The following is a 23,947-nucleotide window of genomic DNA, read 5'->3' on the forward strand; positions in this document are numbered from 1 at the left end:
GGGGACGACGGGGGAAGCAAGGTCAGTGCGGCCGCGCGGGTGTGGCCGCACCGATGAAGATGATATCCTCGGCCAGCAGCGGAAGCCGCCGCAGCAGCATCGACTTCAGCTTTCCGGCGCGCATGAAGGTGGCCATCTTCACCTCGACCGGCGCATAGCCGGCGTCGATTGCGACCTTGGCGATGGTATAGGGCGTGAAGAAGAACCGGTGATCGCTGTTGATCGTCTCGACGTTCTTCAAGATGCCCTTGATGTTGCCACCCCTGAAGGCGTTCGGAACGGTGATCACGATCTGATCGACGACGTCGCCGTAATTCTCCCTGAAGCGCGACAGGAACGAGACCGGATTCGGAATGTGCTCGACGACTTCGCCAAACACGGCGATGTCGAACTTCCGGCCGGATATTGCATCGATCTTCTGGCCGGACGTCACGTCGCCCGCGACCATGTTGTCGAGCCCGGAAATCCGCGACGCCTCCCGCACCGCATCCGCATCGATGTCGACGCCGACGGTGTATTCGGAACACTCGGTGATCAGGCCGTGCAGCCAGTCCCGGTTGTCGATCTTTCGTTTGATGAGCGGCAGATGATCACAGCATCCGACATGCAGGACGCGCTTGCCCCTACAGATGTCCACGAGGACGTCGCATCTGTATTTGACGTCGCCATCGCCCCGATATTGTACGACGATGGTGTCTTTGAACTTCGAGCCGTCGAGATAGGGATAGACCTGCGAAAAATCGGTAATGATCGACGACATGGGCTTGCTTCCTGTGTCCGAGACGTTTCCGGACACAACTATACATGGCAAGCAATCAGAATTGTGACCGGGTTGAACCGGCGGACCAAACGCGGATCGCCGGGAACCTCGCCGTCGGTTCGCGGGCCGTCAGGCGCGCAGGCGACCTGGTGCTTCCGAGCGCACGATCCGCGCAGGTGCTCCCGCGGCGACGGAATGCGGCGGGACGTCACGCGTCACGACCGCGTTGGCGGCAACGTTTGCTCCCGCACCAATCGAAGTCGGGCCAACGATCACGGCACCGGTGTAGATGACGGCACCGTCGCCGATGGTCGGGCAACCCGGTTCATCCCAGGCACGCCGGCCGAGCGTGACGTTGTGATAAAGCATCACGGAGCGACCGATCCGCGCCCCCTCGCCGATCACGACGCCGGTCGGATGCGGCAAGATCAGCCCTGGACCGATCTCCGCGAGAACCGAGATGTAGCAGCCGCGCCGCATCAGCGCCCGCACGAGCAGCCAGGTGATCTGATGTCCCCAGCGGGTCTGGAATCGCAGCATCTTGGCGATGCGCCAGGTCGTGATCACGGCAAAGCCCGGGCTCGTCAGCATGGCGACGAAAGCGGCAGCCACACCGGACCTGCCGGTGTTTGCCATCAGGTCCTCGCGCCACGGAATTCCCGCTTGGGACTTGCCGCTCATTCCCTCAACTGATGACATCAAACGATCTCTACTAACCTGCCGAGGAAACATTCGCCTGGATCGACGGAACCGAGCCGCCGAGCAGCGATTGCATGCTGTTCCAGATGCGACGCCTGAATATCACGTAGCTGCCGAGCACGATCAGCGCATAGACGGCCGTCGCCAACAGCCAATGTGACAGGCTTGCGACGTCTGCCTTCGTGGCGACGAGCGCACACAATGCGCCGAGCGCGGTGGCGACGGTGGCCGGCATCAGGGCGCCCAACAAAGAGGCATAGGAGATCGCGCAGTTGCGGGCGCCAATCATCAGCATCAGGACGCAAACGAGGATCGATACGATCAGGTACACGACCGCCACAGCCGTGAGCCCGAACGGCAACGCCACGACAAAGGCAAGGATCATGCTGGCACTGTTGGCGGTGCTCACCCAGAACTGAAGCCGGGCCTTGTTGTGAGCCAGCAGAATCGGCCCGGCATAGGCCGCAATCGACTGTGCCGCGCCTGCGGGCGCGAGGATGGCAATCAGCGGCAGGACTTCCTGCCAATGCGGCGAGAGGAACGTCGCAACGGGATATTTCAGCCCGAATGTCAGATAGATCATCGCCGGGAATGTGATCATCGCGGTCATGCCGAGCACCGCGCAGATCGCCGACCGGCGCCGTTCCTGTTCCCGCTCGCCGTTCATCCGGCTCAGGGTGGCCATCAGAACGCCGCCGCCCGGCCATGACAGGATCATCAGCGGAAGCGTCATGAACTGGAAGGCGAGACCGAACAGGCCGACCGCCGCCGCGCCGAGCTTGGCGCCGATCATGAGATTGCCGACGTTTCTCGCAGTGAAGTTGAGGACGTTCGAGGCCAGCACCCAACCGCCGAACGACAGCATCAGCGCGACGCCGCGCCATTTGAAGGACAGATGGATATGGCGCCTGGTGTTCACATAGAAAGCGACGGCGCGCACCGCCTGCATCAGGACATAGTATGCGATCAGCGCCCAGATCCCCCATCCGAGCAGCGCTCCGGCCACGCCCACCGTCGCGGAAGCCAGAGCCGCGCCGGCTTCGATCAAGGCGATGGTCTTATATTGCAGGGAGCGCTCCAGGACCGCGCGCGGCCCCATCGCGGAAATGGACAAGACGACCGAACCGGAAAGAGCAGCCAGCACGGACGGCAGCCCCTGCATGTCGACGGCAGCCCCCAGCGGTTTCGAGGCGGCGGCCAGCACCAGGGCACAACCAATCCCGATCGCGACCATCAGAGTCGTCGCCGCGCCGGCTTCCTCCCTGGTGAGCGACGTCCGCTGGATCATCGCGCTCGACAGCCCAAGGTCGGTCAGCATGGAGATGAAGGCGATGAAGGGCAGCGAAAACGCCACGAGCCCGAATTCCGTGGGCGTCACGAAATAGGTGATCAGCAGCGTGATGAGGAACTGAACGGCCGACTTCACGACGTTCACGCTCGACATCGAGAGCAGATTCTTGATGATCATGACATCTCTCGTACGTGATCCGGCTGAAACGATTGCGAAAGGATGCGCTCAGGCGACATAGCGAGCTTCACGGCGCACTCCGAACAACAGGCCCCGCAGCGCCGGATCGAGCAAGCGGCGGAGTCTCACTTCGATCAGCTCGTAACTGATAGTTCCCGCTATCAGTGCGGCAATCAGGCCGAGGCCCGCGAACCCGGCCCAGAGGAGCCAGAGATTGACGCCATGCGCGGCCAGCTTCACTCCGATGACCTGCAACGGAAATAGCGCAAAAGGATGGACCAAATAGAGGCTATAGCTGATCTTTCCGAGGAACTGCAGGAATCTGCCGCTCAAAGCGGCGGCTATACCGGAGTCCGGAGCAAGGACCATTCCAAACAGCAGCGCGCCCGGCAGCAGCCCGACCAGCGGATGCGCATATTCGATCGACACGTACATCGCGATCCCGCAAAGGATGCCCGCCAGCAATCCGGGCCAGCCGACGACGCGGATCCGCAGATCGATCAGGCTGAACAACAGCCCGACCAGAAAGAACGCGGCGATCGGCCGAAAAGCGATGCCCGCGAGACCGAGCAGGATGAACGGCGCCGCCAGCAGCCAGCTCCTCCGCCGCACCAACATCATGAAGATCACCGCGAACAGAATGTAGAACGCCCATTCGTAGCTCAGTGTCCATGCATTCTGCTGGCCGATCGGCAATCCCAGCGCGTCCGGCAGGAACGCCAGATTGACGAAGAACAGCTTGAGATAGGTCGGCAGATCGATCCCCTTGAAGAACTTGTAGCCAACCAGGGGGCCTGCCGTGAACAGGATCAGGTGCAGGATCACAAACACGGGCAGGATTCGCAGGGCGCGATCGAGAAAGAACTTCCCGACGCTGCGGTGACGCATCAGGCTCGCCGGAATCAGGAAGCCGCTGATCATGAAAAACAGCTCGACCCCGTGCCCGCCCATGTTGACCGTCGCTTCCAGCCACGGCCAGATCGGAGGCAGGAAACCTGCCAGAAGCGGCATGTCCTGAAGATGGACGATCAGCACGGTGAGCGCGGCGACGCCGCGCAGCCCCTGGATCGCCTCCACGAAATTCTTGCTGTCTGCGCTCACCGCCGCGATCCGATATCAAGATGAAGGAAAGTTCCGGACCAGCGCCCGTGCTGCGAACTGCAGCTCATTGCATGCGGCAACATCGCGATCATGCCGGCCGAGAAACCAGATCGTCGACGTCAGGCGCGAGCGGCACCGCGTCCGCGACGGTCTCGTCACGTCTCTCTCGGGCGAAGACTTCGCTGAAGGCGACGCCGAGCATGATCAAGCCGCTTGCCGGACCATAGGCCAGAACGGTGATGGTGAAGAGGTTCATGGCGACCGCAAAAGACAGCTTGTAGATGTCCCTGGTCCTTGCGACCGCGAGGATGACCATGACCATGAACAACACGAAGATCGGCCCGAACATAAGGTAGGTACCGAGGTAGAAATTATCCACCGGAACGTAATAGCTGAGCTTGTTCGAGAACAGCAGCTGCGGATAGTTGAAGCAACCGAGGCCGCAGCCGGTGAAGAAGCCGACCGGCATGAGCTCAGCCATGTAGACGAACGGCAACTGCCAGCTGTTGTTGACGCGGTCCTGCAGGCTGAACAGGCCGCGCGACATGCTGACAAGCCCGTTGCCGGAGAACAGGGCGATCAGCACCGCAGGCACGAGGATCGACAGGAACGACAGCAGCGCCATGCGCCGGAGCATGGGAAACTTCTCACGCTCGGGAACGAGGCGAACGATGATCAGGCAAGCGACGTAGATCACCATCACGCCGAGCGAGGTCTTGTTCGTGGTCAATTTGATGGCGTAGAGACCGATGGGGGCCCAGAACAGGCACCACAGCAGGCTCCGGCGCACCGAGCTGATCGTGAACGAAATGAACACGAAGAATGCGGCCATCGTGCTGTCGGCGGCCAGCCCGGCGAGGCGCGTCTCGGACGCCGACCACCACAGCCGCGTCGCCTGCCGCGTCGTGCCGAAAGTCTCGTAGGCATATCCCACCCAGGGCAACTGCATGCGGGACGACAATATGATCCCGACGATCGTCAGGTAGAAGATCGGGTGAAGCCACCGCAGCAGTCGATCGTAGTCGCCGAAATTGCGCCCGCAGAAGCAGAAGCCGACGAACACCGGCGCGATCATCTTGAACGACGACATCATGCCGCTGAAATAGCCCAGGAAGACGTATCCGAGGTAAAGCGCAAAGCAGATGTAGAACAGCGTGAGGATCGCGACGAGGTTACGTCCCATCAGGACGTAGCGCTGCACGAAGGCAAAAATACAGACCAGCGCGAAAATGTCGGGCAGGAACCACAGTGGGCTGATCTTGAGAACGGCCAGATAATAGCGCAGCGCGCCTGCGAGCGCATCGCGGTAGAAATAAAGCAAGAGCGCGATTGCCTCGAGACTGAAGAATGCACTGCCCTCCTGCTGGTGATGCCGGGGCAAGGCCACCGGATCAACCATGCGCCAGTCCGACCTCGGTAGAGCCGAAGAGTTGCTGGACATGCCCGTCACTCCGCCGCGACCACAGCGGGAACGGCGCGGCGATTGAAAAGCCAAAGCACGAACCGCGACCCCGGCATCTCGACCCAGAGGTAGGTGAGGTTGGAAAGCACGAGCACGGCGGCCACGAAGACGGCGAGCAGCAGCGAGGCTGCCAGTCCGGGAAGAATGTTGTCCACGATTTGCAGGCGCCCGGTGCCCACGCCACGCGCGAAGTACTGGATGAGGACAAGTATCAGCGCATGCGTCATGTAGATCGAATAGGAGCGCTTGCCCAGCCAGACCAGCGGACGAACGGACAGCAGCTTCGGCAGGAGCCGCTCCGGAAACGCCATCAGCGAGCCCAGCAGGGCGCCGAAAACGATCGGCGCCACGAAGCTGAGCCGTTCGTCGAAGCCGACGACTGAAACCAGCACGATGGCGACGACGGCCGCGCCGATCTGGCAGGCCGACTGAACGAAGGGGCTCACTGAACGACCTTTTCCCGAGACGAAACGAAGCGTGAGCACGCCGACGAAGAAGCCCAGGAAGCATCGGGTGAAGGCGTTGGTCTGGAAATCGAGCGTTTCATTCTTGAGCACGAAGATAATGAGAGCCGCGCCCAGCACGGCCAGCACGGCGCTGAGAACGTAGACGAGCTTGATGTAGCCAAGGCGCAGCGACAGGACGACGACGGCGCCAAACACGAGATAGGTGTAGAACTCCGCGCTGATGCTCCAGCTCGGGCCGTTCCAGCTCAGATAGTCGAGCACGCCCATAGCATGGAGCAAGAACACATTCGCGACAAACGAGTACACATTGTTAACCTGGAGATCCGCCGTCTCGTTGGTCGAGAAGTGCAGCAGGTCCAGTTCGGTCAGCGTGAGCCGCATCAGCCGAAACGCCAGAAACGCGAACAGCATGACGATGTGCAGCGGATAGATGCGTGCGATACGACGCAAGGTGAACGTTCGGAAGTCGAACCCGCTGAATTCGGACTGAACATAGCTCATCGAAATCACGATGCCGCTCAGAACGAAGAACAAATCGACGAAGAGCCAGGAATTGTGAAAAAACGCGACGTCGATCCAGGCGCGATGAGGCAGCGCAGCGGCGAGCGGATCCGATCCGACGAAGTGATGGACGACCACGCAGAGGGCGGCGAGGCCACGAACGCTGTCCAGCGGAACGTAGTGCGCCTTTGATTGATGAGCTAGCACTTGATAGAGGCTCTACGATTCGACCAAAGCGAAATGCTGCGGTGCAATATAATGCCTCCACCGGGTGGTTTATTCAACTGAAAAGAGCCGCGAAGCGCCGATCTCGACCAGGACAGTGCACGACAGATGCGGCAGCAAGACGCCGGCCGGCATCTTTGCTCCGACGACATGCTCATAGACTTCAATTCAGCTTTCGTGAGGCAACGGGCATTGCGTCTGGAACAGATCAGGGCTGCACGCGCGAGCTGCGGCCTTGTTTGCAATGTTGCGAATGGCCATCAACGACCCAGCCTCGCATTAACTTGATCTCGCGCGAAGTTCTGATAGCTCCATCGCGGCTGAGTTGAATGACAGAGGGGCCTTTGGGCGCGATATCGCGATTTTTCGCCACAGCCGTGTTTGTGCTGGCGCCACTTCCGCTCGGATCCCTCGACCTCGCGTGGATTTGCTTCTGGAATTTTCTGCTCGTCTGCAGCCTGCTGACCGCCGATCTTTCGGCCGTGAGCCGTCGCAATGCCATGTTGCTCATTCCATTGGCAGTGGCGATCGCGGCGGTGGTTGTCATCGTGGCGTTGCAAACGTGGAGCGATCCGTCCAGTGAATCAGCAGCGGTCTGGGAACTGCCGCGGCGTTTTTTCGGCCTCGTACTGCCTGACCGCCTCTCAGTCACTGCGCGCGGAACGTGGCTGGCGTTCGGATCGGTCTTGCTGCTGTCGCTCGCCTTCACGCGCGCCGCGATTCTTGCAAGCGATGCGGGAGCCGCACGCTCGCTGCTACGCATACTGGCATGGGCGGGATGCCTGTATGCATTGTACGGAATTCTGGCGGAGCTGATCGCACCGGACATGGTGCTGTTCAGGCAGAAAGAAGCCTACCTGGGCTTTGCCACAGGGACCTTCGTCAATCGAAACACGGCGGCGACGTTCTGGGGCACCTGCGCCCTGCTGTTTCTGGTGCCGCTTCTGCGCACCATGCACCGCCAGGAAGGCGGGCCGCCGGAACAACCGGATTGGCGATCGCAGCTCGAGCAAATCCTCTCCGCGCCGGTGGCGCTCGGTGCGGGATTCGCGATCTGCACGATCGCGCTTGCCATGACCGGATCGCGGGCGGGTCTGCTGCTGTCGGTCGGCACGTTCGTGCTGGCCATCATCCTTTATCTCGTGCCGCTCGAGCTCGGCAGATCGCGGAAGTGGCTGGTCCTCGGCGGCTCAGCGGCAGCAGGGCTCGTGCTCCTGCAGCTCGTAGGCGGCCTCGTGGCGGGGCGAATCGTCGAACACGGGCTGATCGATCCTCAGCGGCTCGCTGCCTACCAGGCTTCATTGGGGATCATCGCCGATCATCGGCTGCTCGGTGTCGGGCTGGGCAATTTCGAAGCTGTTTTTCCCGCCATCAGACCCGCAGCGCTCGGCAGTCTCGGCATCTGGGACCGCGCGCACAGCACGCCGCTGGAAATTGCCGTCGAATTAGGCATCCCCGCCTTCGCCGTCATTGCGCTGGCCTGCCTCGGGTATCTTTACCATCTGTTTACCGGAAGCTTGCGCCGAAAGCGCGACCGCTACATACCCGTGATCGGCGCCAGCGTCGCTGTATTGGGAGTTGCACATAGCTGCATCGATTTCTCGTTGCAGATACCCGGTTACGGCGTGTTTTTCGCAGCCATCGTCGGGTGCGGCCTTGCGCAATCGCTACCATCACAGATGCGAAAAGAACGTGGCAAGTCCGTGCAAGTCGAGCTAAAGTCAAATTAATTGAAGTTTAAAGCCAAATTGATTGAAGTGGGCAGGGCAATGAGCTGGAATTCTGGTAGGCGCTTCACCGTGATCGTCGGAGCGCTGGCAATTTTCGCCGGAATGCCGGCAGCATTCGGCGCAACGGGCGTCAGCTCGGGCTGCGTTGCCAACACCGGCGTTGTTTCAGCCGAGCGCGCCACCGACTTTCTTGCCAATCCCGGCGGGCTGCTCGACCAGTTCAAGGACGGACAAGGCGGCCTCGCCTCGGCTGTGCGCGACCTTCTGACCGCGCGTCCCGAGACAGTCGATGGCATTGTCTCGCTGGCGAAGGCCAGCAGCACCGATCAAAGCCGGGCCATTGGCGCTGGTCTCGGCACCGCCGCATCGGTTTGCGTTCTGTCGCAGCCCGGCGTTGCCCAGCTGATCCAGGAGGCGGTTCTCAAGACCGAGAATCCCGACCTGATCCAATCGTTCACCAGCATCACCGGCGATATCCCGACCGAAGCGACCAACGGCGCCGATCCGACGGGCGAGACCACAGCCGGCGGCGGACCTGGTTCGACCGCGGCGGAGGCACGCGGTGGCGGAGCAAGCTCGACCGCACCCACGGTCGTGAACCAGAGCGGGCCCGGTGCGGCGTCACAGACGCAGACGCTGTTTGCGGCGACGTCGACCGCCGTTCTGACCTCGGTAAGCCCGTCGCGCTGACGGCTGGAACCGTTAACCACCCCTCCAAGGCCGGTCCCGTGACCGGCCTATTTAGCTACAATTGTAAATTTCCGCGGAACCAAAGCTCAAATCGTTTGTGAGATACCCGTAGCGTCAAAAAAGAAAACGCGAGACGGGGATGTCATGAGCTGGATTATCAAATCGCTGGTCGCGATCGGGATCGCGTCGACCGGCGCCGCCGCCAAGGCCGAGATGTTGAACGACAGTTCGCTCAATCAGGCGAAGAGCGCGTTCATCCGCGAGTACGACAATGCGCTCGCGCCGCTGCAATTCGTCAAGTTCTGCATGAACAACGACGGCGAATGCGCGAGCGACGCCGCCGACCGGACACTGCCTTCGGGCGACCGGGCGATGAGCATGCTGCGCGAGGTGAACAGCTCGGTCAACGCGTCGATCACACCGATGCAGAAATCGACCAATCCGATGGTGGCGCGCTGGAGCCTTTCGCCGTCCGCCGGCGATTGCAACGACTACGCGGTCACCAAGCGTCATCAACTGATCGAGATGGGCTGGCCCAAGTCGGCACTGCGCCTCGCAGTGGTCCTGACAAATGGCGGCCAGGGCCATCTCGTGCTGGTGGCGCGACTTGCCGACGGCGACTTCGTCCTGGACAATCTTTCCGCTTCGGTGCGCCCCTGGAACGCCGCGGATTACGAGTGGATCTCGATGCAGTCCGGCGGAAATCCGCGCTTCTGGGTCGCGATCGGCGAGCATGGCGAGCGCCTGCGCGCCACGCGTCTCGCGATGTTGCGGACCTCCGAATAGACCGCGCGAAGTTTCGCTCTACCGCCCTCAATCGCAGGTTGCGACAGGCGCGAGGCGATGGTCTGCCAGACCGTCCCTCGCGCCTTTGCCTTGGCATGGTGCTTGCCTAAAATTCGTGCTTATCGCATACGAGCGCGCGCAACCATTCGCCGAATCCGCGCCTGATCGCAGCAAGAATTTCGTTCATGCGAAACGGGGATGCAGAGCGGGCAAGGATGGCAATTTGGTCCGTACTGGTTTATATTTTGCGCCGCACAAGAATTTGACATAGTTTTGGGTCATCAAGGACCTAGGGCCTAAATCCATACGTCATCGCTAGTTTGCAACGAGATATGAGCGCGATCCTAATCAAACTCGATAGCTTGTTGCGTCGCTCCCTGCCGGTTTTACGGATCGCGGCAGTGATCGCCGTTGCCGTGTCTGCGACGCTGTCGGCGCCGGCACAGGCTCAATGCGTCGATCGCGCCGAACGAGCGCCGTCGTCCGCGGTCAGCGCATTCGTCTCGGACCCCTCGGTTTTGTTGCGACAGTCGAAGAACGACAGGGACAAGCTTTCGGGCCGGCTCACCGGATTGCTGGTGACCGACATAGCCGCGCTCGATCCGGTTCGGGACATGCTGCGCCAGGCGAGCCAGGCCGACCGTGTCGCAATCGGCGCCGGGCTTCACCGTGCCGAAGAGCGCTGCATCGCGACCAAGCCCGACGTCGCACGCCGGATCAGCGAATTCGTTGCCAAGCTGCACGACGGGTCCGTCCTCAAAGGATATCTCACGGATCAGGACGCGGCGGCTGCCCCCGTTCCGGGAAGCCCGGCCACGGCCAGCAATGCACCGGCGGGTCCGGGTGCGAGCGCCGGTCTGATGTCGGGTGAGTGGAAGACCGAACTCGCCGACCCGTTCAAACCCGTTCCCCTTCCCGAGTGACAACCTCAAGATTCCCAGAGATGTTTCAGCCACGAGATCAGTTTCCGCAACGCCCGAGATATGCCATCGAGGTCGGTGGCACGACGCTCAGCGCCGAGCGCGCTCTGGACATCGTACGCCGCCAATGGCCGCTGATCGTCGCCATCGTGGCCGGTACGCTCGCGATCGTTCTCGTCTACCTGATCGTGGCAACGCCGATGTACACGGCAAATGCGCGCATCCTGATGGACACGCGCCAAACCCAGGTACTGGACAAGGACAGCGGAACCGCCAACGCGCTGATCGACCCGGGCTTCGTCGACAGCCAGGTCGAGATTCTCCAGTCTGACGACCTGCTCCTCTCGATCGTCCGTAAGCTGAAGCTCACCGAGGATCCGGAGTTCAACGGCTCGGATCCCGGGTTGATTCCGCTGGTCATCGGCAAGGTCATCTCGATGTTCGGGTCGGACGGTCCTCCGAGCAAAGAGCGGGTCGAGCGCGGCGCGGTCGAGCTTCTCCAGAAGAACCTTAAGGTCGAGCGCGTGCTGACGACCTATGTCCTCTCGATGAACTACCGTTCGATCGATCCGAACAAGGCTGCGCAGATCGCCAACGCGATTGCGGACGCCTACATCGTAGGCGCGCTGGAGGCGAAATATCAGTCGACCAAGCGCGCCGGCGAGTGGCTCCAGCAACGCAGCGCCGAGCTGCGTGAACAGGCGACGGCGAGCGACCGCGCCGTGCAGACGTTCAAGGCGCAAAACAACATCGTGGGCACCAGCCGGGGTCTGATGAGCGAGCAACAGCTTGCGGACGTCAACTCTCAGCTTATTGCCGCTCATGCCGCGACCGCCGAGGCCAAGGCCCGCCTCGACCGGATCGAGGCGCTGCTCGACAAGGATCTCGTGCAGCCGACCGTGACGGACGCACTCAACAACACGGTGATCACGCGCCTGCGCGCCCAATATCTCGACCTGGCGGCGCAATATGCCGACTGGTCGAGCCGTTACGGCAAGACGCACCAGGCGGCCGTCAACCTCGCCAACCGAATGGAAGAGCTGCGCAAGGCGATCGCGGACGAGGTCCGTCGTATCGCGGACGCATATCGCAGCGAGTACGAGATCGCCAAGAGCCGCGAGACGGCGCTTGAGGAGAATCTCAAGAATCTCGTATCCCAGGCCGGCAGCACGAGTCAGGCGCAGGTCAAGCTGCGCGACCTCGAAAGCGCGGCGGATACTTATCGTAACCTCTACAACAACTTCCTCGAGAAGCTGCAGAACGCGACGCAGAACCAGAGCTTCCCGATCAGCGAAGCGCGCATCATCGGCACGGCCGTCAAACCCGACAAGAAGAGCTCGCCCAAGACGCTGCTGGCGCTGGTCGGCGGCCTGCTCGGCGGTCTCTGTTTCGGCTTCGGGGCAGCCTTCACGAAGGAACTGATGAGCGACGTGCTGCGATCTCCGAGCGACGTCGAGGATCAGCTCGGGGTGAAATGCCTCGGCGTTCTTCCCGACATCCGCGCGGCGAGGGCTTCGGCAGATCATCCGGAAGGAAACATATCCAGCTACGTCGTCGAGCACCCGTTCTCGCGGTTCGCGGAGACGCTGCGGAACATCAAGGTGTCGATCGACGTCGCGCGCCTCTCGCGCGAGGTCAAGATCATTGGAATCCTGTCGTCCTTGCCGAAAGAGGGAAAAACGACGGTTGCCGCCAATTTCGGTCATCTGACCGCGTTGACCGGACATCGCACGCTACTGATCGATGGCGACCTCCATACCCGCTCGCTGACGAGGGCGCTGGCCCCCCATTCCAAGACCGGCCTGGTCGAAGCCCTCAAGGATCCGCGCTCGTTCGGCTATCATATCCAGCGCAGCAAGGAGAGCGGGCTCGACTTCCTGCCCTCCGTCGTCGCATCGCGCATGGTGAATTCGGCAGACGTCATCGCCTCCAAGTCGATGGCTGACCTGCTTGCAGTGGTGCGTGAGGAATACGAATACATCGTCATCGATCTGGCGCCGGTGATGCCGGTCACCGACGCCAAGGCTGTCAGCCATCTCGTCGATGCGATGGTTTATGTCATCGAGTGGGGCCGTACGACCCGCAACGCGCTCCAGGAATCGATGGCGAGTTCCGAAGGCATTCAGAAGAAGCTTCTGGGCGCCGTGCTCAATCGCGCCAATCCGAAGATGCTCAAGAGGATCGAGGCGTATAAGGGCTCGCACTACAACAGCTACTATGTCGAGGGAGCCTAGCGCCCCCGAGCCGGCGGCACAGGCAACGGGGATCGCCTATCGCTGGCTTCTGCGCGGCTCGACCATCGCGCTTGCCGCAGCCGCGCTGGCGTGGATCGCGGCTATCGCCCCGGATGTGACCAATCCCGCGGTTCCGCAGATTGCAGGACGTGTCGCGCGCGGCGAGCGATATGAAGTCGATCGCCTGAGACGGATCGTATCGGACAATTTGCCATCCGCCCGTCGCCTGTGCAGCGCCAAGACGCTGCGCGAACTCCTGCTGCTCCAGCTCGCAATCGCCGACGAATCGACACGCGCAGGCGACCTGAAGCAGGCCGACCTCGATGCAGACGCCGTCGCGTCGACGAGCCGTGCCTTGCTGGCGTGCGCGCCGACTGAAGGACTGGGCTGGTTCGGCAGCTACTGGGCCGAAATTCGCCAGGCCGGCTTTGGGCCGCGAACGGCAGAACTGCTGGGTCTTTCCTATCGCTTCGCGCCACACGAGGCCTGGCTCCAGCTCATCCGCGCGCCACTGGCGCTTCGCGCCTTCAATGCGGCCGCGCCCGAGCTCAGGGATTACGCCACCCAGGACTTCGCGGATATCTTCCAGGCCCGCCTGTTCCCAAGCGCAGTTACGTTCTATCAGGCGGCAGGCACTGAGGCGCGCGCCGCGCTGCTCGAACGTACCTGCACCGCGCCGGAAGCCGATCGGGAACTGTTCTCGCATTTCGTCGCGGAGAAAGGCCTGCGAATTCGCCATCGCTGTTATCCAGCCGATGGCGATGGCTTTCGCATGAGCCGCTAGGCTAGCTATTTCAGCTCGGTCCGCGGCACGCCCTGCGAGGGATTCTCGGGCAGGTATTGCAGGAAGAATTTGGTCAGGCCGCGACGGCTGCGCAGGATCGGCGATTCGAAGTACTTCCAGGACACATGCGCGACACCGTAGGAGATCACGAAACCGATGGCTGCGCCCGCGGTGATCTTCACGCTCTCGGGCACCGACATCCCGCCATAGAGCGTCAGCGCCTTGCCGAGCGGGTTCGGGATGAAGTTGTGAACGAGATAGAAGCCGTAGCTGATCTTCCCGAGATGCTCGAGCGGCTTCCACTCCAGCGCCTGAACAAAGGCACTGTCCTGGTTGGCGCGCACCCACCAGACCAGCGCCACCAGGCAAAGCCCGATCGCAATGTCGATCGCGGGGGAAAGATACGAAGGGGCGTCGTAAATCACGCCGTTCGAGCACAGCATGAACCCGACGATGAGAAGGCAGACGAACGTGCCGTTGCCGTTCGGAGCCCATTCCCGTCTCTGGAGATGCAAGATCGTCAGCGCGCCGCCGAACGCGATGAGGCTGAAATTCCACGGCGACAGGGTATGGATGGCCGTGTGATTGAAGCCCGACGAATACATCAGGAAATGGCTGATCACACCGAGAACGACGACGCTCATGCAGGTGACGAAATGGCGCTCCAGCGGAAGCAGGATGAACAGGAAGGGCGCGATCACGTAGAACTGCTGCTCGACCGAGAGCGTCCAGAGCACGCCGAAGGGACCAGCGGTCCCGCCGATGACGCTGCCGATCCAGTAGTTGGACAGGTACACGACGTGATAGCGGAAGCCGAGATCGGGCCCCGCGTGCTGAAAATAGGACCGGGCCAGGAAGAGGATGGCGAGAAGCGCATAATATGCGGGAAAGATGCGCGTCGCCCGCTTGACCCAGAAGGTGACGATTTCCGCCGCGGGCCGGGACGCGGCCGTCCCGACCTTGCCTCGCTGCCTGTTGAGCTCGCCGATGATCAGGAAGCCGCTCAGGATGAAGAATATCCAGACGCCGACGCTGCCCGAGTAGAACTGCAGTCCGCACTTGTGATTGAGATAGACCAGGACGACCGAGAGACCGCGCAGCCCGTTGAATCCCAAGATGCTGCCCGACTTCTCGGTGTTGACGCGCTCAGATCCAGGTAAAGGCATTGCAGGTTCTTTTCTTCGCACGGAGACCGAAAGCTACAGTCCCCTGGTTCTCAACTCAGTCGATTCTTCAGCCGACAGGCGGCCGCCGGCAAATTCCGAAAGAAGGAAGAGCGCAACCTTGGGCCTGTCGATCTCGTACATCAGACCAAACCTGTTCTCCGGCGGCTTCTTCTGCGGCTCGTCGAACAGCTCGTAGACCATCACGCTCTCGATCTCGACGTCTTTCTGGTTCTTCAGATACTGGAAGGTGTCCCGCAGTGAGCGGAGGCATTGCTCCGTCAGAGGATCGCCGGGCCGATTTCCATAGGCCGGCTTGTAGATCTCGGCGCAATTGACCTCGTTGAACGTCACCGGGCGGTGATAGGACGCCAGCTTCTTGAAGAGGTCGAAGGGCGGATTGCGTCCATTCCAGTGCCGATGCGGGTTCTGCCCCGCCACCTCGTAATAATGGTAGGAGATCACGTCGTATTTCACGCCCCGGGACTCCATGAAGTCGAGGAAGCCCAGCATCGTCGACGTCGTGTTCAGCACCTTGCGCAGATGACTTCCGGTTTCGCGGTTGATCTGGTCGATGGCATCGGACGCGCCGTGCAACACCTGGGCCCAGTCTTCCATCACCGGCATTTCGAAGTCCGCCGCGGTCATGCCGCGCCCGAACAGCTTCTTCCCGTCGGAATCGACCGCGAGCAGGTTGATCTCGTTCTCAAGCTCCCAGTCGGACACATCGTCCTTGAATTGCCGGACGAACGCGTAGGTGCGGTCGTAGCCCTGCCTGTAGAGCGCGTCCCAGTCTCCTTTGGGGTACCGCCCCTTGTCGGTGCGGTCACCGTAGCGGAAAGGGAAGTTGACCAAAGGGTGAAGCGTGATCGAGTATTTTCTGGCGAGCGCAATGGTCTGCCGGAACATCGCGGCTTCGCCCGGCTCGGCATCTTGCGTCAAGTTGAGACCGGTCCTGTATTGCGTGAGCCCCCGCTCCCTCATGAGCTGAAAGATCGGCGCGAGATCCCTGCGTTTTTGCGGCGGTCCGCCGACCCCCCACTCCAACGCGTTCGCATGAGAACAGGCGGCAGCGATCGCCCAGGTGACAAGCAACGGCAAGGCGACGAACTTGGCGAGGCGATGGCTCAATCTGCAAGGCTCGGCGTTTCGGGGGTGCAAATCGTCAAAGGGGCAGCAACGAATCACATGCTGCAAAATGCAGGCCGTTTCCCCTCTGCACGGGCGGCGTGCGGGTCGGGCGCGGCAACGCGCGCCCGACGTCGGCCCGGCTCAGTAGGCTTCCTGATGGATCAGCGCCAGCGCGGTCTTCAGGATGATCCTGATGTCGAGCCAGATGCTCCAATTGCTGACGTACCAGATGTCGTACTCGACCCGCTTTTCCATCAGATCGATGGTCGGCGTCTCGCCGCGGAAGCCGTTGACCTGGGCCCAACCGGTCAGGCCCGGCTTCATGTGATGCCGGTACACGTAGTTGCTGATGATCGGATCGTAGTAATTGTCGTGCGCGAGCGCATGCGGGCGCGGCCCGACCAGCGACATCTCGCCGCGCAGAACGTTCCAGAGCTGCGGCAGTTCGTCGATGCTGGTCCGCCGCAGCGCACGGCCGACACGGGTCACCCGCGCGTCGCTCTTCGTCGCCTGCGTGACGACATGACCGTTCTCCGCCACCGTCATCGAGCGGAACTTCCAGATATCGAATTGCTTGCCGTTGAAGCCGCGCCGGGCCTGCTTGAAGATCACTTTGCCCTTGGAATCGAGCTTGATCATGATCGCAGCCGTGATCAGCAGCGGCGCCAGCAGCAGAAGCGCGAACGAGGCAAGGCCGATGTCGAGGCAGCGCTTCTGCGCCTGCTCGAACACGCTGAGCGGCGCGCGCTGGATCTCGATCGCGACCGTGCCGCTGACGGGCTGGAACGGACGCGAGACCAGATCGGCGATCGGGAAATCCGGCAGAAGGCGGATCGGCTGGGGGACAACGCGCAGATGCTGGCTCAGCTTCTGGAGAAGCGGCATCTCGTCCCAGTCGATGACCAGGAGATATTCTTCCACATCCGCCGTTCGCGCCTGACGGGTGATGTCGCGAATCTCGTGATCCCAGCCCGCGCCCTCTTCAGACGGATCGAGCACGAAATGTCGCACGACGTTGAAGCCGTGCTTGCGCAGATCCTTGAACCGGGTCGAGGTGAAATCGAGAGGCTTGAGGCTGAGCAGCACGACCTTGCGGTCCACCAGACGGCCCTTGGCGTAGCTCGAGGTCAGCGCCAGGCGCCACAGCACGCGCAGACCGCCCAAGGCGACGCCGCCGGTCGCGGCGAACAGCAGCGTGGTTCCGCGCGACAGGTCCGCGGACGATTTGAGCAGGAACGCCTCGACGGCGAGAATGGTGAGCGAGATCAGCCAGACCGCCAGGGCCTTGCGCAGCTGCCAGACCGTGTTCAGCAGACGATGGTGATCGTAGACGCCCTGGAAGTAAGCGATGGTCACGAACACCGCGCCGACGACCAGGCCTGCTCCGACGGATGAGTCCTGCTCGATCACGAGCACGCGATACAGGCCGCTCGCCACGAAATAGCTGAGCAGTACGGCGACGAAGTCTCCGGCGATCAAAGCCACTTGCAGGGGTCTTTGGAGGGCACCGCGTCGGTTCGAGATAACCGAATAATAGTTTTCCGAACCGTAAGTTGCTACAGCCATCCGAACCTCGCTGCCTCGTCACCACTCGCAATCAGAATTGCGAGCAAATCGATCTAATTTTTTCGATGTGCGCCGAAGTATATCTTAACTAAACAAAGCGACATTGCGGCAGTGCACCGAAAAAATCAAATCGATTTTCATGCAATGCAGCGTCGCAGCAAAACAATGCTCAAACTACTGTCACACGCGTGACAATTAAGCAGGCATCACGCCGCGTTTCACACCAAATCGCGTCATTTTCGCACAGCATTGTCGCGCGCATTTGAACGGCTGTTCAACCATGCCGCTTAAGCCGTTATTAGGCCGCGGCCATTAACACTCGTGACCAATTCGAGGAGTTGCGTCGTGAGTACGGTTGCCATTTTCAGTCTGCTGATCGGATCGTTGCTGGGAGGCCGATTCCGGATCTTCATCCTGCCGCCCGCCATCGTTCTCGGCGCCACGATCCTCGGTGTGGGCTCCGCCTGGCAGGGACATGATTCAGCTCACATCGTTGTGACGATCCTCGTCTTCGCGTCGGTGCTCCAGCTTGGCTATTTCTGCGGCGCGGTTCTGGTCCGCGCGCGAGCGGCCGCCTATCGCGGCAAGGCTGCACCATCGTTCGACAGCGGCAACTCGGCCAGCCTCGCGCAAGCTTGGGGACGGGTGATTCGCAGCGCTGGTGAATGATCGGGCAGGCGCAGGCTTGCTGGCAGGGGTAGAAAAAAACCTGCTCGGGCACCCAAATCCGCCGATAGCATATTGACATCCCGGGCGAAGCTCTTTGAAAGAGTTGCACCCCATGTCCATGATTGCGCCCCGAAATTCGCCGCGGCCGAAGCTACCGAACGGCGTGCGCATCTATGCGATCAGCGATATCCACGGCTGCGCCCATCTGCTCGAGCAGATGTTCGCCGTGATCGATGCGGACATGGCGAACAGCCGGCCATATCGCGCGATCGAGGTCTTCCTCGGCGACTACATCGATCGCGGACCGGACTCGCGTCATACCCTCGACCTCCTGATCAACCGCAGCCGCCGCCGCAACACCGTCTTTCTCAAGGGCAATCACGAGGCCTATTTCACCTCGGTGCTGGAAGATCCCGCCCGCGCCGCCGAATGGTTTCAGTTCGGCGGGCTCCAGACCCTGATGTCGTACGGCGTGTCGGCCGCGCCCGGCCTTGGCAAGGACGAGTTGCCCGATCTGGTTCGCGAGCTCACATCCGTGATGCCGCCGGAGCACATCGCGTTCCTGCGCCAGTTGCGGCCGACCTTCACATGCGGCGACTTCTTCTTCGTCCATGCAGGGGTGCGTCCGGGAATTCCGCTTTCCGAGCAGCGCGAGCAGGATCTGTTGTGGATCAGGGACGAGTTCCTGCAAAGCAATAGGCGCTTCGGCAAATACGTCGTGCACGGCCATACGCCGGTGAAGCAGGCCGAGCTGCTCGAGAACCGGGCCAACATCGATACCGGGGCCTATGCCACCGGAAACCTGACGCTGCTGTCCATTCAGGGCAACAGCATGCTCGCGATCTAGCGGTCTCGCTCGCGCGCCGTATCAAGCGTCAGTTGGTGGGGCTCGCCGGAGGCCGGTAGTCCGGGAAACGGCTCAGCATCGCCGCCTTCAGGAACTTGAAATGGGCGATCGAGGCGCCGAGCTCCTTGAGTCGGCGCTGGCCGTTCAGGATTTCCTTGTCGAACAGGTCCTGGTGGTGATTGTCGAGCGCCTCGCGCTCGAGATATTCGTCGTCGCCGTTGCCGATCGTCACGGCGGCGCGCGCCAGCACGTCCTCGACCCGCCGGTTGAGACCTGACTGCTCGCGCTCCGCCGCATGCAGGGCGTCATCGATCGCAACCATGATGGCTTCGATGCGGGTGCGATCGGTTTCGGCGTCGCGCTCGGGCGAGCGCGCGCGGAACACCTGCTCTCCGCCGAAACGGTCTTTCAGGAAGTTATGGGTGCGGGCCCGCAGGAAGAGCTGAAACATGCGTGCATTTTCCGGTTCGAGGCGCCAGACCAGAAAATGGGCCTGCGATGGTTAATAAAGGTTGAATCCTTCGCGCCGCTCGGTGCGGCTTTGCGCCATCCAGGCCCTCCAGGCCCCCTCGTGCTTCTCATAGAGCTCGAGCCTGCGCCGCTCGCCGGCATCGGGCGCGACCTGCGCCTGCTCGCTGTCGAGCCGCTCGAACTCGAACGTCTCCTCTGGCGTCAGGCCGATCAGGACGCGGCGACCTCCCCCGTCGACGAAATACCGCCGTGGCGCGTTGTACGTCGGGCTCGTCATGGCGTCTCCCCGAAATCCCGTCATGATTCACTCCCCTCCGCCGCCATGCGAGCCGCAACGCGAGAACCGCACGCCGGTTGTAAATCCTCAGAATGCACGCCGTGCCCTCGCCAATGAACTGTTCTGCCGGAACGCGGTGGGACTGTAGGGACGGTGGAACGGATGACGCTCTGCGCGCTCGCGAGGCCGCAGCGCGCGCGTCGCATAGCCTGCGCCAAAGCCAGCGAGGAGCGAGACCAGGATCGCGAGCAGCATCATTCGCAATTCGTTCCAGTGATACCGGCAGTCTCATCCTCGAGTTGTGTCGAGATCATGATCACCGCCGCTGATTTTCTCGTCATGCCAGGGATTTTTTGGGCAGCACCCTGCACGCGAAGTGATCGGCTCGTGCGTCAGCCGAAAAACCAGAGGAACAATCGCACCAGCAACAGCGTGATGAAATACACCCAGCCCGCCATCGCGATCAGCGCAACGCTAAAGAACGCGCCTTCAAACGCCCGCTCTCTGAGCTTGGTGAGAGGAAGTGCCGCTCGCGCCTTTTGAAGCATCTCGGTCTTCTTGATTTTGTTGATTTTGATTTGTTCGTGCGCGCGCACCATAGCCGAACGAATTCGACGATCTCGTGACGACTCAACCGAGAGAAGCATAATACTGCTCGTCAAACCGCTGCCGCATGCATCGCGATTGGATTTTTTCTCGTTCGAAGCCGTTGCGACCAACCGGCGCCGTTTCAATTCAAGTTGATCGCTCGAATCGACGTCGTGATTTCGAAGCAAACAATGTCGTGATCTCGAAGCATCTAATTCCTAATCGCGCACAAATGCTGACGCCGAAACGCCGTGCCATCCATTGTCAAGTGGAGGTTGCCGGCCTGAGCTTGGAGGACATTGAGGGCCACATCGCAGGGAACAAGTTCCCTGCTCGCCTCCATCGTCAGCATGGCGTCCAAGCAGCTCCTGCCTGTCTTCGGCAAGCCGACGATCCAGTGTCTGCGGTCCGACCTGACGTACGCCGACCTCAGGAGAATCCTCATCACCACCACGCGGCAAGACCGGTCGCTGTTTCGACGGCTGCTCGGCGACGGCTCGGGGATCGGCACTTCTTCCATGCTCATCAGAACAGTCCGCGCGGATTGGCGGAGCAGCTGGGTCTTGCCGCAGCGTCGAGACGCGAAGTCGGGTCTCGGATATCGGCAGGCGCCCCCCGCGAGGATTTCGAGCGCGGACTTGCGAAGACCGTGCACCGGTTCTGCGACAACCGGACGTGGTGGCAGAACATCCTCGATCCCCACCATCACAGCGTGCAGATCGATCTTGGTTAGCGAAACTCCGTGGTTATACGGAGCGCAACGCGCCGATTTCATCGCGGTAAGGTTGAGCGGTTAGCTTAATCCGCGTTGTTTGTTGCGAACCTTAGTGGATCGCATATCCATCTTCTCACCGGGCTCCCCCAGGCCCGGCCCCACCCAAGCAAAGCCGTCGAGCGAACGTGGGTCCGCTTGGCGGCTTTGTCTTTGTCTCGACGAGAGGATGATTTCGGTTATGGCGCGCAGGCCCTGGTCGTTCAAGGAAGACCGCCGGCTGATGGAATTGGCCAAGTCTTCGACTTCGCTGGAAGAGGCAGCAAAACTTCTCGGGCGCTCGCCCGATGCGATCAAGCGTATGGCCTTGCGCCTCGGCCTGTCGCTGAAATCCAAGGGCGCCAAGAAGGGCTAGCGTCGGCCGCGCGCGACACGTCATGGACGGGCGCGTCCGCCTCATCAATCGATGCATGGCAGCCGCCAATCGACATGGGCCGATCGCTTTCAGCGCTCTCGATCTCTCCGCGCCCGGCTGCTAGACTATCCAACGACGAAGATTGAACATCGTCCCTTTTCGGCGCAGAACGGTCGCCGGACCGGCTTCGGTCTCAGTTTGATAGATTGTTGGAGGAATGCACCATGTTGTCCCGCGCGCTCGCCGTAGCTCTGCTCCTGGCTCTGCCCTCAGTAGCGTCGGCGCAAGTCCCCGTGGGCTTCGGATTTCCAAACGGCGCGCCGTGGTGCGCCTTCGGTTTCGATTGCCGATTCCTGAATTACCGGGAATGCGCCGACTGGATTTTCGATCCCGCGCGCAACTGCCTCAAGAATCCGTACTTCGCAGCCCACTACCCGACCAATGTCGACAAGGGCTGGTCCTACAATCGGCGTTGAAACGTCGATCCCTACGAACGGCTTGGTCATGCGGTCAGGCGCGTTGCTTTGTGCCTGACCGGGGTGGCCTGGTTTTGTCGATGACGAGAATTTGGGCAGGGACGATCGCCTGCCCGTTCCCCTGAAGGCGGAACTCTCAGCCGCGCTCCGCATTGCTTTCGAAAGAAAGCGGGAGGCGGAGCCGCCATGGCAAGCTCTTTCCTTATCGTGATGTCGATCTGGTTCGGCATCAACTTCCTGTTCTTGGCAGTGCGGCTTTGGGTCACCAGGCCGAAGAACTGGCAGATGAATGCCTGCCCTCGCCAACTCAGCGCCGTCCGCGTGAGATCGCGACTACACCGCCGCGTTTGACGTCAACTGCATGCATGCGGGTTGGGCCGTAGCCTCGGCTCCGCGGCTCGCCCGTGAACCTTGGTTCATGCCCTCGAGGGTTTGTGAACCTTAACGATGTTCTTGGCTTTCGAAAGCGGCCAGCCGGTCGACCGGCTATGTTGGCGCAATGCGCCGCAACCATCTCATCGCAGCCGCGGTTATCTGTCTCGTGCTCATCGTCTATGCGACGCTGGCCAAGCTCGCGGGCCGGCCGGCACTCATGGGCCACGCGGAGGCCTACTGGGTCGTCGTGATTGAGCGCTTCAGCGCCTACGGCCTGCTGGGCTTCCTGCTGTCCTTCCTGCTACCGGGGCGCGTCAAGCTGGCTTGCGCGTTCGTGATCGCCGTCGCAGTCGGGTTGGAGGTCTTGCAGGCGGTGACGCCGGATCGTGATCCACGATTCATCGATGTGCTGCAAAAGGCCGCCGGCGGCACCGTCGGCGTCCTTCTGGCCCAGACCATCCTGGCTTTCCTGCCGAGGCCGCCGTCCTGAGGCTGGCCACCGGCGCCGGCTTACGCCACTCCGCGCCGCAAGCTCGGCTGACTGGTCGAAAGAACCCCGGACATCTGCCGATGGGCATCGCGCAGCGCCGTGATCGCGTCATCGAGGTCGAATTCGGCTTCGCGAACGGTCTCGCAGAACCGGGCCATCAAGGCGAGGTTCAGCTTGACGCGGGTGTTCCCGTCGCGGCTCTTGCGGCGATCGAGCGAAAGATGCAGCGCCTGCATCCTGGCCTCGGCAGCGCTGCAGCCGCTGAGGGTCGCGAGTTCGTCATATGTCATCCAGATCTGAGGCATGTCCCTGTCCGCCTTTTGTTATGGGCCTCAACCTAGATTTCACCTCTAAAACTAGTGTTGCCGCAGTCCAGTCGCGCCGTGATTTCGCGACAACAGCGTCAATGCAAAGCTAAAAACCCGCACCCTACGACGCAGGCGCCTTGGGCGGCGTGAACGGATGACGCGGCCGGGAACGGTTGTCGAGGCCCTTGGGCAGCTTGTCGGCGTTGAGCTTCACGACCGCGCATTTGGCGTCGGCCGCCGGCGCATCTTCCTGGCTGTAGATCAGCGTCGCCTCGAACTTCACGTCGGGTGCTTCCTTGGCCGTTCCCGAACAGCTCGCCACCAGGCCGTTGCACACACCCGAGAGTTTGACCTCGACCTCATCAGGCCCAAACACGCTCAGCGGGCCGTCAGCATGCCGGTTCACGGTCAGGACGGCCGAGAAGTGCTGCTCATCGACCCGGTAGGAACCACCATAAGTAAAGAAGCTGTCGCGGCCCGAGATCCGGCCCTCGGCCAGATCCACGATGCCGGTGCCCTGACCTCGTGAGGTCCTGAACCAGGCAGCGTATTTACCGTCTCTCAGCATGGGGAATTTTCCGAGGTGAAGATCGCCCTGTATTTGCGACCAACTCTGGGGCGCGACAATGACC

General features: G+C 61.6%; 25 protein-coding genes. 11 read left to right on the plus strand and 14 right to left on the minus strand.

Going from position 1 to position 23,947, the window contains the following annotated elements; translation table 11 throughout:
* Positions 1–22: 22 nt before the first annotated feature.
* The 6 genes from ABIA90_RS37235 to ABIA90_RS37260 form a co-directional block, all read right to left on the minus strand.
* The gene (locus ABIA90_RS37235; RefSeq protein WP_071916254.1) at positions 23–760 is read right to left on the minus strand and encodes a class I SAM-dependent methyltransferase; all 738 of its coding nucleotides are present in this window, start codon (positions 758–760) and stop codon (positions 23–25) included.
* A gap of 129 nt (positions 761–889) precedes the next feature.
* On the minus strand, positions 890–1,396 hold the full coding sequence (locus ABIA90_RS37240; protein WP_224580647.1) for a serine O-acetyltransferase: 507 nt from the start codon (positions 1,394–1,396) through the stop codon (positions 890–892).
* Positions 1,397–1,472: 76 nt separating this feature from the next.
* The gene (locus ABIA90_RS37245) at positions 1,473–2,927 is read right to left on the minus strand and encodes a lipopolysaccharide biosynthesis protein (RefSeq protein WP_166350063.1); all 1,455 of its coding nucleotides are present in this window, start codon (positions 2,925–2,927) and stop codon (positions 1,473–1,475) included.
* A 48-nt stretch (positions 2,928–2,975) separates the two neighbouring features.
* Positions 2,976–4,028 carry an acyltransferase family protein gene (locus tag ABIA90_RS37250; protein ID WP_354121077.1) on the minus strand — a complete coding sequence of 351 codons (1,053 nt, stop codon included), beginning with the start codon at positions 4,026–4,028 and terminating at the stop codon, positions 2,976–2,978.
* 88 nt (positions 4,029–4,116) lie between these two features.
* Positions 4,117–5,427, minus strand: coding sequence for a hypothetical protein (locus ABIA90_RS37255; protein ID WP_354121078.1), 1,311 nt, complete (start codon positions 5,425–5,427; stop codon positions 4,117–4,119).
* 47 nt (positions 5,428–5,474) lie between these two features.
* Entirely contained in the window at positions 5,475–6,665 is a 1,191-nt protein-coding gene (locus ABIA90_RS37260) for an acyltransferase family protein (protein WP_354121079.1), read from the minus strand.
* Positions 6,666–7,012: 347 nt separating this feature from the next.
* Between ABIA90_RS37260 and ABIA90_RS37265 the strand changes: the two genes are divergently transcribed.
* The 6 genes from ABIA90_RS37265 to ABIA90_RS37290 all read left to right on the plus strand — a co-directional run bounded on the left by ABIA90_RS37265 (position 7,013) and on the right by ABIA90_RS37290 (position 13,827).
* Positions 7,013–8,413 (plus strand): O-antigen ligase family protein, encoded by a 1,401-nt coding sequence (locus ABIA90_RS37265; RefSeq protein WP_354121080.1) that lies wholly within the window; start codon positions 7,013–7,015, stop codon positions 8,411–8,413.
* Positions 8,414–8,452: 39 nt separating this feature from the next.
* Positions 8,453–9,103, plus strand: coding sequence for a hypothetical protein (locus ABIA90_RS37270; protein ID WP_071916260.1), 651 nt, complete (start codon positions 8,453–8,455; stop codon positions 9,101–9,103).
* A gap of 144 nt (positions 9,104–9,247) precedes the next feature.
* Positions 9,248–9,889 (plus strand): transglutaminase-like cysteine peptidase, encoded by a 642-nt coding sequence (locus ABIA90_RS37275; protein WP_354121081.1) that lies wholly within the window; start codon positions 9,248–9,250, stop codon positions 9,887–9,889.
* A gap of 401 nt (positions 9,890–10,290) precedes the next feature.
* On the plus strand, positions 10,291–10,812 hold the full coding sequence (locus tag ABIA90_RS37280; protein WP_225004847.1) for a hypothetical protein: 522 nt from the start codon (positions 10,291–10,293) through the stop codon (positions 10,810–10,812).
* 20 nt (positions 10,813–10,832) lie between these two features.
* The gene (locus ABIA90_RS37285) at positions 10,833–13,043 is read left to right on the plus strand and encodes a GNVR domain-containing protein (protein WP_354121082.1); all 2,211 of its coding nucleotides are present in this window, start codon (positions 10,833–10,835) and stop codon (positions 13,041–13,043) included.
* A complete protein-coding gene (locus ABIA90_RS37290; RefSeq protein WP_354121083.1) occupies positions 13,027–13,827 on the plus strand; it encodes a hypothetical protein in 801 nt (266 codons plus the stop codon). Before ABIA90_RS37285 ends, ABIA90_RS37290 begins: the two co-directional genes overlap by 17 nt.
* A 5-nt stretch (positions 13,828–13,832) precedes the next feature.
* On the opposite strand, the gene ABIA90_RS37295 is transcribed toward ABIA90_RS37290, so the two are convergent.
* The 3 genes from ABIA90_RS37295 to ABIA90_RS37305 all read right to left on the minus strand — a co-directional run bounded on the left by ABIA90_RS37295 (position 13,833) and on the right by ABIA90_RS37305 (position 17,687).
* Positions 13,833–14,993 (minus strand): acyltransferase family protein, encoded by a 1,161-nt coding sequence (locus ABIA90_RS37295; RefSeq protein WP_354121084.1) that lies wholly within the window; start codon positions 14,991–14,993, stop codon positions 13,833–13,835.
* Positions 14,994–15,026: 33 nt separating this feature from the next.
* Complete coding sequence (locus tag ABIA90_RS37300; RefSeq protein ID WP_354121085.1) at positions 15,027–15,932, minus strand: glycoside hydrolase family protein; 906 nt, start codon at positions 15,930–15,932, stop codon at positions 15,027–15,029.
* A gap of 330 nt (positions 15,933–16,262) precedes the next feature.
* Positions 16,263–17,687, minus strand: coding sequence for an undecaprenyl-phosphate glucose phosphotransferase (locus ABIA90_RS37305; protein WP_166350045.1), 1,425 nt, complete (start codon positions 17,685–17,687; stop codon positions 16,263–16,265).
* Positions 17,688–18,032: 345 nt separating this feature from the next.
* Here ABIA90_RS37305 and ABIA90_RS37310 point away from each other — a divergent pair, with 345 nt between their 5' ends.
* Both ABIA90_RS37310 and ABIA90_RS37315 read left to right on the plus strand, forming a co-directional pair.
* Positions 18,033–18,356 carry a hypothetical protein gene (locus ABIA90_RS37310; RefSeq protein WP_028159057.1) on the plus strand — a complete coding sequence of 108 codons (324 nt, stop codon included), beginning with the start codon at positions 18,033–18,035 and terminating at the stop codon, positions 18,354–18,356.
* 112 nt (positions 18,357–18,468) lie between these two features.
* Positions 18,469–19,203, plus strand: coding sequence for a metallophosphoesterase family protein (locus ABIA90_RS37315; RefSeq protein WP_028154250.1), 735 nt, complete (start codon positions 18,469–18,471; stop codon positions 19,201–19,203).
* Between the two features lie 28 nt (positions 19,204–19,231).
* Here ABIA90_RS37315 and ABIA90_RS37320 read toward each other — a convergent pair whose 3' ends face one another.
* The 3 genes from ABIA90_RS37320 to ABIA90_RS37330 all read right to left on the minus strand — a co-directional run bounded on the left by ABIA90_RS37320 (position 19,232) and on the right by ABIA90_RS37330 (position 20,727).
* On the minus strand, positions 19,232–19,654 hold the full coding sequence (locus ABIA90_RS37320; RefSeq protein ID WP_028150369.1) for a hypothetical protein: 423 nt from the start codon (positions 19,652–19,654) through the stop codon (positions 19,232–19,234).
* A gap of 51 nt (positions 19,655–19,705) precedes the next feature.
* Complete coding sequence (locus ABIA90_RS37325) at positions 19,706–19,951, minus strand: hypothetical protein (RefSeq protein ID WP_039146277.1); 246 nt, start codon at positions 19,949–19,951, stop codon at positions 19,706–19,708.
* A gap of 392 nt (positions 19,952–20,343) precedes the next feature.
* Complete coding sequence (locus tag ABIA90_RS37330) at positions 20,344–20,727, minus strand: hypothetical protein (RefSeq protein ID WP_247314550.1); 384 nt, start codon at positions 20,725–20,727, stop codon at positions 20,344–20,346.
* A gap of 765 nt (positions 20,728–21,492) precedes the next feature.
* Here ABIA90_RS37330 and ABIA90_RS37335 point away from each other — a divergent pair.
* The 3 genes from ABIA90_RS37335 to ABIA90_RS37345 all read left to right on the plus strand — a co-directional run bounded on the left by ABIA90_RS37335 (position 21,493) and on the right by ABIA90_RS37345 (position 23,007).
* The gene (locus tag ABIA90_RS37335) at positions 21,493–21,666 is read left to right on the plus strand and encodes a hypothetical protein (RefSeq protein ID WP_166103634.1); all 174 of its coding nucleotides are present in this window, start codon (positions 21,493–21,495) and stop codon (positions 21,664–21,666) included.
* 224 nt (positions 21,667–21,890) lie between these two features.
* Positions 21,891–22,142, plus strand: coding sequence for a hypothetical protein (locus ABIA90_RS37340; protein WP_014497530.1), 252 nt, complete (start codon positions 21,891–21,893; stop codon positions 22,140–22,142).
* Positions 22,143–22,641: 499 nt separating this feature from the next.
* Positions 22,642–23,007: a VanZ family protein gene (locus ABIA90_RS37345; protein ID WP_014497531.1), complete on the plus strand. Its 366-nt coding sequence runs from the start codon at positions 22,642–22,644 to the stop codon at positions 23,005–23,007.
* A 20-nt stretch (positions 23,008–23,027) separates the two neighbouring features.
* Here ABIA90_RS37345 and ABIA90_RS37350 read toward each other — a convergent pair whose 3' ends face one another.
* A complete protein-coding gene (locus ABIA90_RS37350; RefSeq protein WP_247314554.1) occupies positions 23,028–23,312 on the minus strand; it encodes a hypothetical protein in 285 nt (94 codons plus the stop codon).
* 124 nt (positions 23,313–23,436) lie between these two features.
* Positions 23,437–23,883, minus strand: coding sequence for a hypothetical protein (locus ABIA90_RS37355; protein ID WP_247314556.1), 447 nt, complete (start codon positions 23,881–23,883; stop codon positions 23,437–23,439).
* Positions 23,884–23,947 lie beyond the last annotated feature (64 nt).

This window comes from Bradyrhizobium sp. LA6.8, from assembly GCF_040547935.1.
In the GTDB taxonomy this organism is placed as follows: domain Bacteria; phylum Pseudomonadota; class Alphaproteobacteria; order Rhizobiales; family Xanthobacteraceae; genus Bradyrhizobium; species Bradyrhizobium barranii.